This is a genomic window from Tychonema sp. LEGE 06208, from assembly GCF_015207505.1.
GTDB lineage: Bacteria > Cyanobacteriota > Cyanobacteriia > Cyanobacteriales > Microcoleaceae > Microcoleus.
In genome coordinates, this window is record NZ_JADEWT010000131.1 from 1 (window position 1) to 17455 (window position 17455).

Genomic DNA, 17455 nt, shown 5'->3' on the forward strand with positions numbered 1-17455 from the left:
CTCTCCCCCTCTCCCACTCTTCCTTAATAGTTAATCCACCACACAGCATAATCTTGCAATAACTGATGGTTTGGGGAGATAACATCGACTGCTTTTAACTCTGCTAAAAGCAAGATAAATCTTTTGCGATCGCCGACGCGCTGCACTCTGGCAAAAATGCCGTCTTCAGTAACCACAAAATCCTCAACTCGGTCAATTATGAATTTATCAGTATAAGAAGGTTGAGTTTTTTTAAGCCTTACATATTCTTTTTTGCTACCCAAACCCATTGTATACTCTTCTTCCCATTCAAACTCTTCTATACCCGTAACCTGGCAGGGATATTGGATATGTTGCTTGATGTATTCTAGATATTTAATTGAATTGTCGCGGGTGGAATTAATATTTTTAGTTCCTAAGATTTTTTTAATTTGGGTTTCAAATTTCTTGTCGTTAAATGGGTTATTTTCATCTAAATGGGCGAACACTTCTGGATTGAACCCCCCTGTCAATTCCGGTATTTCGGCAAGCAAGCGCTGCAAGTCGTTGAACGGTTTCGGTCTTCTGCCTGCTACAATGGTTTCATCAAGCTGGACTGGAGGAAGTTCTGATTCTGAAAGCAGAGGTTTGGTTTGATTTGGGCGATCGTCAAATTTAGACTTGTTAACTTTAGATTTGTTAAGTTGAGGTTTGTTAAATTTAGGCATCGCTCGGTTCCGCTGTACTGGTTTATCAATAAAGTATATCTTGGCAGAAGTACATTCGTGTCTGATAGATAGGAGGAAGCTGTGATGCAATTACTGAAATCGCCCGATGAATCGGAAGTCTATCAAGGGCAATTCGGCGAGTTTACGATTACTCAAAGCGATCGCACCGGAGTGCTGATCTACCGGGCCGGGTTGGGAGTGGCGGCGCTGTGTTTGGCGGTGGGCGCTACTCTGGTGTTGCAAAGCGGCGACAACCCAACAGCAATCCAAGCTTTAACGCCTGTTTTTGCGTGTTTCTGGATAGCTTTAGGCGTTAGTTTAGCAACTATTCACATTTACATGATTCCGCTGCACCGAACGTTACAGGCGTTTTGGGCGATCGGCGGCGCAGCAGCAGTATTTGTCGCCCTACAAAGCAGCGAACCTTTAGCTTTAGCAGTGTACGAAAATCCAGCGACTTTGTGGGGAATTGGCTTTACTTTTGCGGCATTAAATGGCATTTATTTCAAAGAAGCTTTTTGCTTCAACCGCCTAGAAACTAAGTTTTTAACTCCGGGAGTTCCGCTGTTGATTTTAGGACATATTTTCGGTTTTCTGTCACCGGAGAACGAACAGTTGTTGCTGGGATTTTGGGCAATATTGTTCATCATTTTTGCAGTCCGCAAGTTCTTTCAACCTATACCGCAGGACATCGGAGATAAGAGCGTTTTTGAGTACCTCAAACAAAAACAGTAGAGAAGGTTCGGCAGCGGATTTAGTAGCGGATTTAATGGATTTAATTTTGCACTCGCAAGTTAAGTTTTTTGGCGTAATTTCTATTAAAATTGATTGGCGATCGCACTCCGACTCAAGAAACCGGGTTTTGTACATCTGTGGGGTACAACTAAGTAGTTTAAGAAAAACCCGGTTTCTAGCAATTGGTGCGTAAATCCTCAAGAATTCTCTCGATCGGAATTTTGCCAGAATGCGAAAACCTCAAATCAAAATTAGTCTGATCCGCCGCCGAGAAATGTGGGCAATTACCTGGGAAGGTTGGGTAATTGCGATCGTGGGATTAATCATTGCAATGGTCTTAATTATCACAAATATTTATCCATTTTTTGCGGTAAATTCGCCACTGAAATCAGAGATATTGGTTGTCGAAGGGTGGTTGCCGGATTATGCGATCGAAAGTGCGATCGCCGAATTCAAAAAAGGCAAATACCGCCAATTAATTACTACTGGAATTCCAGTAAATAAAGGCTACTATCTCGCTGAATATAAAAATTATGCCGAACTGACAGCAGCGACTTGTATAGCCCTAGGATTTGACAAGGACAAACTGGTAGCCGTACCCGCACCGAATGTCATGAAACACCGCACAGCCGCTTCTGCGATCGCCCTTCGAGATTGGCTGGCTGCATCGCCCCTAAAAGTAGACACAATTAATCTCTATTCCTTTGGCCCTCACGCCCGCAGAAGTTGGATGGTTTTTAAAGAAGTGCTGCATCCTGAAATTAAAGTCGGGATAATAGCTGCAGAACCGCAAGATTATAACCCGCAGGAATGGTGGAAATCGAGCGAAGGTTTTCGGACGGTGATTGGGGAAATCATAGCTTATATTTACGCCCGTTTTGTCGATTGGAAAGCTTAGCCATTCTTTTTAACTCTTCCCCTTCTTCCCTTCGCGTTCTTTGCGCCTTTGCGGTTCGTTAAAAAAAATCTATATCCCACCCAAAATGATAAAAACATTTTCAGATCAATTGAGGGCAAGTCGTTGCTAGAAGAACGCGCTTACTGGTTAGCATGGTCGCAGATTAGCGGTATCGGGCCAATTTTGTTGCAAAGATTGCACCAACAATTTCCTAGTTTGGCAGCAGCTTGGACGGCTAAGCCCGTAGATTTAATGCGAGTCGAAGGGTTTGGGAAACAGACAATAGAAACGGTTTTGCAAGAACGATCCAAACTCAATCCCCAAGAATTTATTGAACAACATCTTATTAAAAATCCCTGTTTTTGGACACCCGCCGATCCAGATTATCCCAGCTTGTTATTAGAGATTCCCAATCCGCCGCCGGTGCTGTACTATCGCGGTTTAGTTGACCTTAAGGAAAATCGCGGAATTACGCCGACGGTGGCAATTGTTGGGACTCGAAGTCCTTCGGAATACGGCCGCCGCTGGACTCGCAAATTTAGTGTGGCTTTGGCTACAAATGGTTTTACTGTTGTTTCGGGATTTGCTGCGGGAATTGATACGGAGGCTCATACAAGCTGTTTGGAGGCTGGAGGCCGGACTTTGGCTGTTTTTGGTACTGGGGTTGATATTGTTTATCCTAGGCCGAATGAGCGGTTGTGCGATCGCCTGTTGCAGCAGGGATTGGCAATTAGCGAATATCCGGCGGGAACTCAACCGAATAAAACTAATTTTCCGCGCCGAAATCGGATAATTGCGGGCTTGAGTCGGGCTACAATTGTGATTGAAGCTCCGCACAAATCGGGGGCGTTAATTACTGCTTATCAAGCTAATGATTTTTGCCGGGACGTGTATGTTTTGACGGCAAGATTGGATGATGAGCGGTCTTTTGGTTGTTTGGAGTTGCTGAGTAAAGGTGCTCATCCAATTCTCCCGAATAGCGATCGGCTCTTAAGCGAAGACAGGTTGTTGGAAATGCTCGGAGCTATGCCAAAATTGGATAATGCCAAGCAGTTGTCGCTGTTTCCGCCAAATCAGACGGTTGAGAAGCGCACGCCGCCGTTGGAGCCGGAATTGGCTAAGGTGTTAAGTGCGATCGGCTCCGGGACAATTTCTTTTGACACAATTGTGGAAGCAGCGGGATTAGAAGCGGGAACAGTTTCTGGTATACTTTTGCAATTAGAATTGTTGGGATTAGTGTCGCAGTTGCCGGGAATGCGTTATCAGCGCTGCTGATGTTAAAGGTAGAATATAACTCACATCTTGCACCATTCTGAAGAACGGGCAAGATGCCCGTTCCACAAGAGATAATTTTTTTTGTGGAACAGGCATCTTGCCTGTTCATAAAAAGATGATTGAGAATCGTGCAAAATCTCAGATATAACCATCAATAACACGGCAACTCTGGAAACGGCAGTGCTGTTTCCCTACCCGAAAATAATTATTAACCCCCTCGGATGCAAGCATCACCCGATTAATTGTAGGGAAACGGCACTGCCGTGTCCTGATTTCGGGTAACGGGTAAAATCAACCGGATTGGATGATGAAATTGCCCCGATAACCCAATCGGATATAACTATCGACAACACGGCAATTGAGGACACGGCAATGCCGTGTCCCTACTCAAATTAATCCGAAATTCGCAGCACTAATACTGCTAGCAGAAACTCCACTGAGAGCAGCTAAAATCTCCCCAGTTTGTGCCAACCGAATTAAAGTAACCGCCCTATCTTGACTAATCGCCAACTGCGAGAAATCCAGCCCGCTACCCAATACTAACAAGTCTTGACCGATTTCGTAATCTGCGATCGTATCAGTACCGGAATTCGTAGAGAGTAGGAATTTATCTACTCCCATTCCTCCCGTCAAAGTATCACTTCCCAAACCGCCAGTCAGCAAATCATCTCCCTTACCTCCGTAAAGTAGATCGTTGCCATCATCGCCGTTCAAAATGTCAGTGCCGCGATTGCCAAACAAGGCATCATCACCGCTACTTCCGAGCAAAGTATCGCTACCTTTGCCGCCGAAAACAGTGTCATTTCCCAGAGTTCCATCGAGGGAATCATTGCCCCTCATACCCATCAATACATTATCCGTGCTGTCGCCAATCAGGATATCGTCGCCATTTGTACCGAGAATTGCATTCGGGGAATTGCTGCCCAAATCAGCATCGCCGGTGAGAACGGGAGTCGCAAGGCCAACTGGTAAAACTACTGCTTGAATTCGGCTATCTAAAGCAGCACCGGTATTCTCAGTAACTACCAGGGAAATTGGTTTGTTTCCCGTACCAACTGCTTTGAAATCTTGAGTTGTCGGGCCCAAGGCTACTTGTTGGACGCGGGCAACTGATTCAGGAATTGATGTTGCTGTTGGGTTGGAAACAGCCGCATCAATACGTTGATTGGCTGTTGCCATTACTGTCGCGGATTGCGAGGTAATTTGGCTGACTTGTTGAGAGTTGAAACTGGGGTCTATTTGCTGGATTTTAGCGGCTGCTTGCTGAATGATTGGTTCTAAAGCTGCTGCGTTGCTGAGGTTTAAGACTGTACTGGATTGAATTCGATCGGTAATTGAACTGACAACAGCCTTGACAATATCGGTATTGACTGCACTGGAAGCGCCGTCAATCAAAGCGCTGGTTTGGGTGATGAAGTTTTGGACTTTCACCATTGCGGATAAGACTTGGACTCCGCCTGGTAAATTTTGGTTGGTGGCTGCGATCGGATCTAAGCTAGTTAAGTCAACTTCAGCGGGGAGTCCAAGGGCGGCTTTGACTAAAGATTGGGCTTCTTCTAGTGCAATTCCTTTGTCGGTTAAGTCGGCGACTAAGGTGGTTAGGAGGGTGACTACACTAGAATCTGGGGGTGCGGTGACTGGTGTTTCTAGGGGTAAGCCGGTGGCGGTGTCAGTGCCTCCTGTGGCTACTAGATTGCCTTCTGATGGGTCGATTTCTCCGTTTTTGTTGGTGTCGAAAGTCTCGAAGGGGATGTTGAGATTGAATTTACCGCCTGTATCGGTAATTGTGGATGGTTCGTTGGTGTCGAGGATGCTGTTTTTGTTGGCATCGAGGAAGAGGGTTGCACCCTCTATGTAACCGTCAATGACTACGCCGGTGCTGCTAAATTGCAGCAACATACCCTTACCCGAATATGGACCCGTCTCGTCGTCACTGACAGTAGCGCCAGCCCTGTCTGTTGCTGTTAACTTAATCCTGAACTCCTGCGGTATGGGACTTGCGCCACTGAGTGTACGGGTATCTGGATTGAAGGTGAGCCAACTTGGCAGGGGACTGCCGTCCATCAGAGTTGCTGTGTAGGTAAGCGTGTCACCTGGATCGGGGTCAGTGAAAGTGTTCGACGGAAATTGGTACTCGAATGTTAATGGGTTATTGCTTACTGTCTTGAACTCGTGATGCCAAGGGGTTGTATCGGGGCCGTAGTTGATTTTCGGCGGGTTGTTGGGGTCGTTGTCTGCGATCGTCACAGTAGCAGTAGATGACTCGCCTATCTTTTGGGGGTAGGGAGTATTTTCTAAGGTGATAACTACTTTTTCGTCGCCCTCTACTTGGCTGTCATCGCGGACATTGACAACCATGTTGACGCTGCGTTGACCCGCTGGAATGGTGACAAAGTTGTTATAGCCGTAGGACGGGTTAGTGGGTAATAACTGAGGGGGTTCGGAATCTGAAACTAATTCGTAATCAGGACCTGGTAGAGCAAGGTTGTTTTGATTACTATACGATCCATCTGACACATCGAACCCCTTGAACCTGTAGTAGACATTCAGCGCATTAGCTAGGTTGCCAGTACGGGTAATGGTGAATTTTCCAGGATTGGGTTCTTCGGGTGGAAAGATGGTTTCCGCAGCATTGGGATCTGTAGCACTGATGGTCAGCGTTGGTTCGATATTAGGGGCTGTAAAAGAAAAAGGTTGTCCTTCGACAAACGGTGAACCCGCCCAAGCACCGTCGATCGCCTGTACACTCCAGTTATAAGTTTGTTCAGGGATTAAGTAATCTGGTTTTAACAGCCAACCAGGCGAGTAGGAATTGCTGGGGCTGTTGGGGTTGGCTTGATGGACATTTCCCAACTGCACTACTTGCCGAGTTCCATCATCCAGGGACATCGGGCCAACAATGTACTCTTTAATAGGGTCGCCACCGTAGGAGGGATTGGGACGAGTAGTCCAAACTTGTAGGTTATAGCTTAAACCCTGATTTGGAGTTTGAGCGTCGATCGGATTCCCCTGTCCTCCGGGCAAACTTAAGATAACTCCTTCGGGAGTAATCCAAGGGTAATTGGAACCTTGAGGTGCAGAGGGTGGCGTGTTCGCATTAGGGGTATTGTTGCGGTAGACTTTGACAAAGGTGTCACTGCTACCGGGTGAATTATCTCTTGTCGTGAGTGCAATATCTAGTCTGCCGTCCTTGTCGTAGTCTCCCGAAGAACTCGGGCTGGCAACATTATCAGGCAGCCCTGCATCCTTGAGGAGTTCAAAATTGGTGCCAGCATCATTTTTTTCGTAAACTTGGGCGACACTGGAACCCGGATTACCACCCACTTCTGTCACAAGGATATCCAGCTTGCCATTGTTGTCGTAGTCTCCCCAAGCACCGGGACTACCACCATACCCGAATTGGTAATAAGCTTCCTGAAAGCTAGTAGTATCCCCATAGCTATTGTTTCCGAGCAATCTGGTACGGCCGTAGTTCAATTCATTTGGACGCGACGCTCCACCTGCTCCACCTGTAAGCAAGATATCTAGTTTGCCATCGCTGTTGGAGTCTCCCCATGCACCGTAAATAATAGGTTCTTGGGGGTTTTGATTTTGCGGCAGTGGCTTTTCGGTAAAGCCATTGCCAGTGTTGCGATACAATTTTGCGATGTAATTTGACTTGGGGTCGCTTTGTGCAGCGGTGTCCCCTGTCAGCAAGATATCGGGTTTGCCATCGTTGTCGTAGTCTCCCCAGGCCGCATTGCCAATAACACCGGGCAAGCTAGCCCCAGTCTCCTCCTCAAAGGTAAGGGCGTAGTAAAAGATACTGCCGTTGTTAAAGCCAGTAAGCTCGTTGCGGAACACTTTGGCGATGTAGCCTGAACTCGTGTCACCTGTGAGTACGAGATCCTTTCTGCCATCGTTGTTGTAGTCTCCCCAAGCTGCGGAACCGTTGAAAATACCAGGCAGCTTTACCCTGCTGTCTAGAGTAAATTTAGTGGGGTCGATCGAGGTTGGGTAATCGGGAAGAGTGCTATCAGTCCTCTGGTTCCGGTACAGTCTGGTGATGGGGGTGTAGGGAAAACTTGGGACGTAGGGTGCACCAGGGATGGAAGAAGGGTCTGGTGGAGGAGTATCAATTACGCCTGTGAGCAAGATATCGAGATCGCCATCATTGTCGCTGTCTCCCCATGTAGCAGAAGGTTTGGAATTATGCTCTTTCCCATTTTCCTGGATCACACCTCCGTAAACGGTAGGCAGGCCTATATCAACTGGTGTAAAGCTACCGTTGTCGTTGCTGTAAACTTTCGGGGTGTATTGCGATCGGGGAAAAGAAAATGAGTTGTTTTGTACACTACCTCCTTCCATCACCAACAGATCCAAATCGCCGTCATTGTCGAAGTCTCCCCACGCATTAGGGCCGACAAAACCAGGTATCTTCAGATCGGCGAGTTCGTTGGTGAAAACTTTATCCAAAATTTTCAAGGTCGTAGAGCTCTGAGTGCCAATATTGGCATTATCCGCACTAGCGATCCGAAACGCGATTTCTTCTGTTCCCTCAGCTTCACCATCCGATAAGATATCAACTGTGAAAGTTTTGGTATCTTCGCCTGGGTTAAAGGTAAGTTGACCAGAGTAATTGGAGGCAAAGTTCCAATCTTTTCCCAAAGTCGCTGAACCACCAGTAACAGGTTGTAGGTACGCCCTGGAAGTTTTGCTTATATCCCCGGTGCGAGTGAGAGTAATTTCTTGCTTAACGACTTCTGTGGCACTTTCCTTGACTTTGTAAGTAGCTTGGGAAAAACTTATCGTGGGATCGTTAAGATCAGTAATTCGATCGACAGTTCCGACAGATTGAGGCCGATCGTTAGATATGGGTATTAAGATCGGTCTGTTTATGCCACCTGTTCCTGTAGTGTTTGGTGTCGGTGTCGGCGTCGGCGAATCCGAATCGGGCGGTAGCGGTGCTCCTCCCGGAGTCGGAGTCGGAGTCCCAGTCGTCGGAGTCGGAGTCGGAGTCCCAGTCGTCGGAGTCGGAGTCGGCGTGACAGATGTTGTCGGAGTTGGCGTCGGAGTGACAGATGTTGTCGGAGTTGGCGTCGGAGTGACAGATGTCGTCAGAGTTGGCGTCGGAGTGACAGATGTTGTCGGAGTTGGAGTCGGAGTGACAGATGTTGTCGGAGTTGGAGTCGGAGTGACAGATGTTGTCGGAGTTGGAGTCGGAGTGACAGATGTTGTCGGAGTTGGAGTCGGAGTGACAGATGTTGTCGGAGTTGGAGTCGGAGTGACAGATGTTGTCGGAGTTGGAGTCGGTGTTGGCGTTGGAGTTGGCGGTGGCGGCGGTGGCGCTACATCGTTATCTGCGATCGCCACTCTCACCCCTGGAACCACCACCACATTATACTTAGCATCAGTGCTGCTCGCACTGTGAGTAATTTTCCCGCTGTGTGAACCTTCCACCACCGCATCGTCAACAGCTATCACAGTAACGGGTTGAGCGACATTCCAATTATTGGGAGTGAAAGTGATAGGGGCGATCGGCTGAATCTGATTATCTGTTGTGAGAGTTAGAGTTACAGGGGCGATCGGCTGCGATTTCAGTGCTAAAGTGTACGTACCGTTTGCACCGCCTTCGGTAGCAGTTGTTTCGGCAACACTAACAGAAACACCAGCCGTATCGTTGTCCTTATTGGTAATACCAACATCGGCTACCTCTCGGTTGCTGTAATTCGCATCTGTACTAACAGCAAGCGCTGTGACAATTTTGTACTCAATATCGCCGTCAGCAATACTGTCATTAACTCCAGTTACTGTCACCGGTTGCGGCACATTCCAGCTAGCCGGAGTGAAAGTTATACTGTTAGTTGAAACTGTTCCTTCCGCAACATTGGAACTGTTCAAACCGATAGTAACATCAGCAGTCGGCTGAGTATTCAAAACCACAGTAAAGTCAGCCTTAGTGCCATCTTCACCAGTAGTTAATCCCGCCGTCGGATTCACCGTAATTCCCGGAGTTTCATTGTCACTATTGGTGACGGCGACATCATCAGGATCGAGGTTATTGAAATTAACATCGGTACTCACAGCAGCAGCCGTGACTATTTTGTAAGGTTGAGGGCCATCAGCTACTAAATCGTCAACGCCAGTCACCGTTATTGTTTGCGGTTGATTGTAGTTAGCGGGAGTGAAAGTTAAGCTATTAGTTGAAACTGTTCCTTCGGCCACATTGGAACTGCTCAAAGCGAAAGTAACGTTAGCACTCGGTTGCGAATTTAGTTTGACTGTGAAGGTAGCAGTGCCACCGACTTCACTTGTACTTAATGCTGTTGGGTTAACAGTAAAGCCAGCTTTGTCATCATTAGTAATAGTTGTGGTAGCGGTAGCAGTGGTAATTGTCGGTGTTACGCCTGGGCTGGTGGGATTGGACAGGGTGACGGCAATGGTTTCGTCGGGTTCAACTAGGGTGTCGCCTAATACATCGAGAGTAATGGTTTTGGATGTTTCACCAGCCGCAAAATTAATTGTGCCAGTAGCAGTAGTTGCCCCTGAAGTGCCGCCGATGTTGTTATAATCGCTGACGTTTGTAGCAGTTCCGGCGATCGCATAATTAACGCTACTTGCCCCGCCGGTGTTGCCGCTGCGAGTCGCGGTGAAAGTCAGAGGTTTTGTGCCACTATTACCTTCGGGAATGCTGGCAATACCGGCGGCAATGGCATAAGAAACAGTACCGTTGGCTGCAATAGTTAGTGTGGTTTGATTGGTTGTACCTGCAACTCCTCCGGTGATTGTGCCAAAGTTGAGGATTGCGGTTTCGGCGTTTTCAGGGAGATTGTCGGGTTTGATAGTAACTGCAACATTCTGGGTGAGTGCGGCACCTGTTGCACCTGCGGGGAATGTAATTGAGGTAGGTAAAAAGGTGTAGTCTGAATTTTCGGTGGCTGTGCTGCTAGGGTCGATCGCAATTGGCACCGTTACATCGCTCAAGGGAGTGCCGCCACTGATGGTGACGGGAATCTCAACTGCGGTGTCTGTGGTTCCTTCTGTACCGCTGTATGTTGCAGTACCAAAATTAACTGTATTGGGTGTATTTAGCAGCACCGAAACGTTATCGGAACCGCTGTTCGTTAATGCCAAATCCGGGAGAGTATCAGCATTAAAGTTGCCGGCAATAATGGAATATGGATCTGTGCCCGCAGCAAAGTTAATGGGTGCACTAAAACCGCCAGTACCGTTACCAACTAAAATTGATGCGCCGCTGCTGCTTCTTACTGCTAAGTCAAGTTTGCCGTCTCCGCTAAAGTCATTCGCAACAATGCCTTGCAGCCCTGTCCCCGCGCTAAACTCAGTGGCCGCGCCAAAGCCACCAGTGCCATTTCCTAATAGAATTGAGACATTGTTAGAACCGTTGTTAGCTGTGGCTAAGTCGAGGAGATTGTCTCCGTTAAAGTCCCCAGTGGCGATCGAATTTGGATTTATCCCTGCTGCAACATTAGTAGGTGCACCAAATCCGCCGGTGCCATTCGCTAAAAAAACAGAAATGGTGTTAGATAAACTGTTCGGCACAGCTAAATCGGAAAAAGTATCTCCGTTAAAGTCCCCCACTGTCATGAAAGCGGGAAGTGACTGCGCGCTCAAGTTTGTGCTGAAATTCAATGCCCCGCTGCCGCTGCTATTTGCCAGCAAAATTGTGACAGTGCCAGAGGTACTGCCAGGGCTTGCATTGACTACTGCTACGTCGGAAAAGTTATCTGCGTTAAACTTCCCAACTGCAACCGAGATAGGGTATATTCCTGTAGGATATGGAGTGGGGCTGCCAAAACCGCCCGTACCATTTCCTAAGAAAATTGAGAGGGCGCTGCCAGTGCCGCTACCCACTACTGCCAAGTCGGGGAAATTATCGCTGTTAAAATTGCCGATCGCGATCGATCCGGGATTTGACACCGCCAAGGTAGGAATAGGAGCAGGATTAAAGCCACCAGTACCATTTCCTAACAGGATAGAAACATTATTATTAGATCCTACAGCTATATCGGGTTTGCCATCAAGGTCAAAATCGGCAGTAGCAATACCGTAGGGATTTGTTCCCGCACCAATATTAGTTGCCGCACCAAAACTATTCAAAACGTACTCGTAACCTGCCAATACTTCGGCTGCAAATATTAGGGGTGTTTTGATTTCTCCGGTGCTGATTTCCAGTTCCCAGTCCCCGCCCTTTGCTACACTTCCCGTGAGGTTTTGGGAAGCTGCAACACTAGCGCCGGTTAACTCACTCAAGCGTTTGACAAATGCTTTACCTGTCTCGCCTGCCGCTACGGAGCACCCGTAGAGTAGGATATTAGCTCGATTTTGACCGATCGACTCAGTTGGTGGCGCAAACCACTTCTGTAGAGAATCCCGATCGCCCTCAATATCATCTAAACTCAAGCTACTGCCGCCGAGTTGCAGGCTACCGGGAGCACCGTGAGAAACTATGTGAATGCTGTCAATGTTGGTTCGATCGCGTAAAACAGCAGTAATTTGGTCGATCGCATCTTGATTCCCATCCAAAACCACTACTTCCGTACCCGGTTTTACCCCGGCAATCAAACTTTGATAATTTGGTACTTGAGTGTCGATAAAGGCGATCGCACTTACTGAAACTCGATTATTTAATTTCGGCATAATACACCTGACTCGGGTAAAAAAGACAACAATTCCCCGGTTTCGCGACTTGCATCCGAAACTCTTTTTGAAGCTTGTAGCAACCATAACAGTTGTTTCAGAGAAAATATATAAACTTTTCTCCATAAAAACACTTAGTTATTAAAGCTTTGATAAAGATACAAAAATTAATTAAGTAATATTTCGTACTATCCAGCACGAAGTTGATAATTCAACACAAAATCAATAAGTTGCCAGTGTAATTATATCTAAGTATTAATATCGTCTTTTTGATAGATATGTGCGATCGGGGCGGGTTTATGAGATTATGGGTATTAGGCAATTATTTTTCGTAAAACCCGCCCCTACAGGTTATTAGTTAGAATATTTAAGGGCGCTCGTAAATGAAATGCACAAGGGCGATCGGGTGCTTTATTTCTGAGCTAAAATTGCATCGTAATCGCCATGAGTCCCTATCCAAAACCATACAATACCTTCAGGTTTCTCAACTCCCAGAGCTCGGTAACTATCGCCTACTCGCACCGATTGCAATTGCTTTCGCCTGCCAACTTTTTTTAAATGCAGTGAAGGATGATACGGATCGACTTTTAGTAATTGTAATTTTTATCAGCTAAGGCTTGTATTTCTTTAGGTAGCTGGCGATAGCACTGCCAAAAACGCGGTAAAGTCAGATGCTTCATAACACTTTAGCCAATCCAGCTTCATACTCTGCATCAACTTCATCAAGTAGCGCATCTAACCGCCCATCCTCCAAATCTTCTTCAATTTGCCGGTCCCAAACTTGTTGTCGATACTCTATCAGCCAAGTAGTTAACTCCGATAGTTCCTTAACCGACAAATTCATAATTGCTGTTTCAAGTTCTTTAACGCTCATACATTTTGCCACATTATGATATTATTAATATAGCAAATTATTTGCACTTAAATTCAACTCCCATCAATCCCTGCCAAAATCCTCTCAGCATCCCCGCACAAAGCATCGTGACAGCAACCGTTACTCGCCAACAATCCCCCCCACTGACTCACATCTCCGCGGTTGTACTGCAAAGCAGAACCATCAAAACGAGTAAATCGACCGCCCGCCTCCGTCAAAATTAATTCCGGTGCCGCTAAATCCCAATCCTTCGGCGCAGACTTTCCCGAAAGGGCAATATAAACATCAGCTTTTTGTTCTACAATTGTCGCAATTTTGCAGCCGATACTGCCCACAGCTAGTTGATTTTGACAAGGCAATTTGTGTAACAATTGATTAAAGCGATCGTCCCGGTGACTGCGGCTGGTTACTATAGATAAATCTGCCACTACATTGCGCGCAGAAACCTGCAATTTCACCGCAGAACCCCCGCGACTTTCCCCAAAAGTACCAGCATCTCGAATTGCGTAATAAATCTTTTGCTGTTGCGGCCAAGCGACAACTGCCAATACCGGTCTTCCATGATATGCTAAAGCAATGTGAACGGCAAATTCGCCTGTCCTGTCAATAAAATCGCGCGTTCCATCCAAAGGGTCAATAATCCAAACCCAATCTTGAGTTAAGGCAACTTTCCCGTTTTTTTCTAAATAAGCTTTGTAAGTTTCTTCGCTGAGATAACCAAATTCTGCATTCCCTAAAACAGACTGCAATTCATCTAAAATGTAAGAATTAACAGCGACATCGGCCGCCGTAACTGGGCCGTCTTTTTTCTCTTGAATGTCGAGGTTGGGAGTCTGGGAATCGGGGCGATAGTAGGATTGCAAAATATCTGTCGCACCCCAAGCCACCGCCCGCGCAATTTCGCTTAATTCTTCAAGATTTTTCATTTTTTCAACCGTAGATGAACGCTGATAAACGCAGATATAGCCTTTTTAACTCTCATATGAGGTACTATCCAGGATAGGGCATAGGGCATAGGGCATAGGCCAAACCGGGCATAGGGCATAGGGCTATCCTCACCACGCTTGAGAACCGCGATAGATGTTCGTGTTTGCAAGTTGTCAACTGTCAACTGACAACTGACAACTGACAACTACCAATTAATATGAGGATATTTCCATTCATAATAATTGGGAAACACAAAATTAGTAAACGACACCGAAATACTCACTTCCAGCGATTTTACATGATGCCACCAACCCACAGGAATAAATATAACTTCTCCCGGTTCTAAAATTACCTCAATAATTTTAGCATCTCTGTAAAGCGGATATTTGTCATAGTCGGGATTCTCGCCATCAACCTTGCTAAAAACTCCGACATGATTGTAAAGCAGAGGTGTTTGCTGCGGAGAAATCAATTTAATCAGTTTGCGTCCCGATACCTGTGCTAAAACTAAGTTAACTGGGTCGTGATGCAGCGGCGTAATTGTACCCTTCGGGCCGAACCAAAAGAAAACTCTGCCTTTTGTATCACCGGGATTGAGGTATTCTGGGAAAATCTCAAAGTCGTTAAATAGCGATTTAAATTCTTCTCTTTCCAGAGTTTGATTGTTAGCAACCATGTAGCAGTCGTTGCTGGGCCCACCGTTGACGACCCTATCTACATACTCGCGGAAGAAAACGATTTTTTTGTGGTTGTGTACCTTGATTTCGTAATCCGGGTCTGAGTTGCGGTTGGCTTGAATTTCTACCTCTGCATTTCCGTATTTTTGCTGCAAATACTCCGGTGTCCACAACTGTAATGCTTTCCAGTTGTGCATGATGTTGGTAATAATTACGGGAGTATTTTTAGCGTAGTAATTTTCTAAAAAATACTCTCTGGAAAGGCTGCTTTTGCGTTCGATTGTGCCAAACTTGGAAGAGAGTGCGGCTAATTGATTGTTGATGTTGAGTTGCGATTCCAGTTTCTGCAATAGCTGTACGTAATGGCTACCTGCTTGGAAGTACGGATGAGATGATATTTCGGTAACTTCTGCAGTTGCTGTTTCGGCATCTATGCCGGTATTTACTAGGGCTTGAATGATTTCTGCGTCTGCTTTATTTAATAATTTGTTGGCCGCTACCCACTGTTTCAAGTTGTCGGGGACTTCTGGTTTGCTTGGCGCTGCTGTGAGTAGGTTTGGTAAGTTTTGCGTCAGCCATTCTAGATTAACCTGTTGTTCTTCGGTTAGGGTAATCCGCAAGGGGGGAAGTGTGATGCTTAGGGGTTGAGTTTCAGCCATGATTTGAGTGTTTTGTTTTGGGGTAGTTTTGTTTTGCTTGCAGGTGTTTTACTAATATAGCAATCTTGTTTGATTTGTGGATTTTTTGGGCGAACCGCGAAGACGCAAAGGGCGCGAAGGAAGAAAGGAGAGGGTTGATATGATTATTTTAGCTTAACAAGTGTTGTCTGTTTCTGTTTTCTGGGTGCGATCGCTTTTTTCCGGATATTTGGGTTATTTTAAAGTTAAGGTTGAATGTTTTTTATCCATTGACGGGTTCCGAAAGTTTTGCAGGAATTGGAAGCTATTTTGGCGGCTGCCGTGAGGGCATTTGTAAAGTTGTCTTGTAAAATATGGTGACAGAAAGCGCCGTGAAAAATGTCGCCTGCGCCTAAGGTGTCTGCGGCTTGGATTTGAGGCACTTCTAAACTGCCGAAACTGCCTTTACTGAGGTATTTAATCGGTTTTTCGCCGCGCGTGATGGCAATGTGGGGAATTCCGGCTGCTGAGAGGTAAGCAAAGACTTGTTCTGATTTTTTGCAGTCGGGCGGATGAAAGTTATCGGAACATACGGCCCATTTAACGAAGGGTAAGATTTCTGTTAATCCTGGTTTCCAACTGCCGCCATCGAGGACGATGGGAATGTTTTTTGATTGGGCGAGTTCAGCGATTTCTTGGCTGGCTGGAATTTGGTGTCCGTCAAACAGTATGATATTAACTGATGTTAAAATGTCCTGGTTAATTGTTTGACTGTCAACTTGCGATTTCGTAGCATTGATGGAAATTACCGATCGATCGCCCGTTGCTTCAGTTACAATAATCGAAGAAACTGGCGGAGAGTGCGAGATCCCTGGTTGCAAATCGATTATCCTGACATTATACTCGGCTAAGTCTGCACGGATCAATTGGGCGATCGCGCCACTGCCCAAAACCCCCGCCAACACCGACGCATTCCCCAAACAGCTAAAAGTCACCGCAGCATTTGTCGCCGGCCCGCCCGCAGCAATGGTACAATCAGCAGCAACAACTTTCTGATTTTCACCCGGAGGCTTCTCGGCTAAATAAACTAAATCTAAAGTCGCCAATCCCAAAAATAATCCAGTTTTCATATCCGCATTAATCCGCGTACATCTGCGGTTAAAAACAAAAAAATCTCCTAATGCAGCCAAATCCTAACACAGGAACACTTTACATTGTCGGAACCCCAATCGGCAACCTCGAAGACATGACATATCGCGCTATCCGAATTTTACAAACAGTAGATTTCATCGCAGCCGAAGACACCCGCCACACAGGCAAACTTTTACACCACTTTCAAATCAAAACACCCCAAATCAGCTATCACGAACACAACCAACAGCAGCGACTCCCCGAATTAATCGACAAACTGCAGTTAGGAAAAAGTATCGCCATTGTAACCGACGCTGGAATGCCTGGAATTTCCGACCCCGGATACGAATTAGTCAAAGCCTGCGCCGATGCTAACATTAATATTATTCCAATTCCCGGCCCCAGCGCCTGCATAGTCGGGATAAGTGCATCGGGATTACCTACAGACAGATTTGTATTTGAAGGATTTTTGCCCGCCAAAGGTCAAGAACGCCAGCGGAGTTTAGAAGCTTTGCAAATAGAATCCCGCACTATTATCTTATACGAATCTCCCCACCGGTTGCGGCAAACTTTACAAGATTTAGCAAATACCTTGGGAACCGACAGACACATTGTGCTGGCGAGAGAGTTAACTAAAATGCACGAAGAGTTTTGGCGTGGTAATATCGAAAGTGCGATCGAACTTTACACCGCACGCGAACCCCAGGGAGAATTTACCCTCGTAATTGGCGGCCTGCAAACAGACGCACCAATTTTCTCCGAAGACGCCATCAAAGCCGAATTACAAACATTAATAGCAGAAGGCATCAGCCGTTCCCAAGCCAGCCGCCAACTAGCCCAACAAACATCCCTCCCCCGCCGCCAAATCTACCAACTCGCCCTCACAATTGGCGACAACGAATCACTAGAATAACCCTCCTTTCTTCTCCCACTCTCCCACTCTCCCCGTCTCCCCCTCTCCCACTCTCCCACTCTCCCCGTCTCCCCCTCTCCCC

11 protein-coding genes are annotated in these 17455 nt (G+C 46.5%); 4 read left to right on the top strand and 7 right to left on the bottom strand.

The genetic code is table 11. From position 1 onward, the window contains the following. Positions 1-23: 23 nt before the first annotated feature. Positions 24-686 (bottom strand): hypothetical protein, encoded by a 663-nt coding sequence (locus tag IQ263_RS24575; protein WP_194070741.1) that lies wholly within the window; start codon positions 684-686, stop codon positions 24-26. Positions 687-770: 84 nt separating this feature from the next. Between IQ263_RS24575 and IQ263_RS24580 the strand changes: the two genes are divergently transcribed. The 3 genes from IQ263_RS24580 (at position 771) to dprA (ending at position 3594) form a co-directional block, all read left to right on the top strand. Beyond that, positions 771-1421: a DUF2301 domain-containing membrane protein gene (locus tag IQ263_RS24580; RefSeq protein ID WP_194070742.1), complete on the top strand. Its 651-nt coding sequence runs from the start codon at positions 771-773 to the stop codon at positions 1419-1421. A gap of 229 nt (positions 1422-1650) precedes the next feature. Continuing rightward, on the top strand, positions 1651-2319 hold the full coding sequence (locus IQ263_RS24585) for a YdcF family protein (protein WP_194070743.1): 669 nt from the start codon (positions 1651-1653) through the stop codon (positions 2317-2319). 123 nt (positions 2320-2442) lie between these two features. Further along, a complete protein-coding gene (gene dprA / locus IQ263_RS24590; RefSeq protein WP_194070744.1) occupies positions 2443-3594 on the top strand; it encodes a DNA-processing protein DprA in 1152 nt (383 codons plus the stop codon). 387 nt (positions 3595-3981) lie between these two features. Here dprA and IQ263_RS24595 read toward each other — a convergent pair whose 3' ends face one another. The 6 genes from IQ263_RS24595 to IQ263_RS24615 form a co-directional block, all read right to left on the bottom strand. Beyond that, the gene (locus tag IQ263_RS24595) at positions 3982-12234 is read right to left on the bottom strand and encodes a DUF4347 domain-containing protein (protein ID WP_194070745.1); all 8253 of its coding nucleotides are present in this window, start codon (positions 12232-12234) and stop codon (positions 3982-3984) included. Between the two features lie 411 nt (positions 12235-12645). After that, positions 12646-12756 carry a hypothetical protein gene (locus IQ263_RS30135; protein WP_442921521.1) on the bottom strand — a complete coding sequence of 37 codons (111 nt, stop codon included), beginning with the start codon at positions 12754-12756 and terminating at the stop codon, positions 12646-12648. Positions 12757-12910: 154 nt separating this feature from the next. Continuing rightward, positions 12911-13108 (bottom strand): hypothetical protein, encoded by a 198-nt coding sequence (locus IQ263_RS24600; protein WP_106148975.1) that lies wholly within the window; start codon positions 13106-13108, stop codon positions 12911-12913. A gap of 53 nt (positions 13109-13161) precedes the next feature. Beyond that, entirely contained in the window at positions 13162-14034 is an 873-nt protein-coding gene (locus IQ263_RS24605; protein WP_194070746.1) for a 3'(2'),5'-bisphosphate nucleotidase CysQ family protein, read from the bottom strand. A 206-nt stretch (positions 14035-14240) separates the two neighbouring features. After that, positions 14241-15371, bottom strand: a complete 1131-nt coding sequence (locus IQ263_RS24610) for a cupin-like domain-containing protein (RefSeq protein WP_194070747.1) — start codon at positions 15369-15371, stop codon at positions 14241-14243. A 224-nt stretch (positions 15372-15595) separates the two neighbouring features. Then, positions 15596-16459, bottom strand: coding sequence for a sugar kinase (locus tag IQ263_RS24615; protein ID WP_194070748.1), 864 nt, complete (start codon positions 16457-16459; stop codon positions 15596-15598). Positions 16460-16509: 50 nt separating this feature from the next. Here IQ263_RS24615 and rsmI point away from each other — a divergent pair, with 50 nt between their 5' ends. After that, on the top strand, positions 16510-17373 hold the full coding sequence (rsmI, locus tag IQ263_RS24620; protein WP_194070749.1) for a 16S rRNA (cytidine(1402)-2'-O)-methyltransferase: 864 nt from the start codon (positions 16510-16512) through the stop codon (positions 17371-17373). The last annotated feature ends 82 nt before the right edge of the window (positions 17374-17455 follow it).

Bases quoted from the DNA above. Each gene is read 5' to 3' on its own strand.
- IQ263_RS24575 (WP_194070741.1), bottom strand. From the start codon at position 686: ATGCCTAAATTTAACAAACCTCAACTTAACAAATCTAAAGTTAACAAG.
- IQ263_RS24580 (WP_194070742.1), top strand. From the start codon at position 771: ATGCAATTACTGAAATCGCCCGATGAATCGGAAGTCTATCAAGGGCAA.
- IQ263_RS24585 (WP_194070743.1), top strand. From the start codon at position 1,651: ATGCGAAAACCTCAAATCAAAATTAGTCTGATCCGCCGCCGAGAAATG.
- IQ263_RS24595 (WP_194070745.1), bottom strand. From the start codon at position 12,234: ATGCCGAAATTAAATAATCGAGTTTCAGTAAGTGCGATCGCCTTTATC.
- IQ263_RS24600 (WP_106148975.1), bottom strand. From the start codon at position 13,108: ATGAGCGTTAAAGAACTTGAAACAGCAATTATGAATTTGTCGGTTAAG.
- IQ263_RS24605 (WP_194070746.1), bottom strand. From the start codon at position 14,034: ATGAAAAATCTTGAAGAATTAAGCGAAATTGCGCGGGCGGTGGCTTGG.
- IQ263_RS24610 (WP_194070747.1), bottom strand. From the start codon at position 15,371: ATGGCTGAAACTCAACCCCTAAGCATCACACTTCCCCCCTTGCGGATT.
- IQ263_RS24615 (WP_194070748.1), bottom strand. From the start codon at position 16,459: ATGAAAACTGGATTATTTTTGGGATTGGCGACTTTAGATTTAGTTTAT.
- rsmI (WP_194070749.1), top strand. From the start codon at position 16,510: ATGCAGCCAAATCCTAACACAGGAACACTTTACATTGTCGGAACCCCA.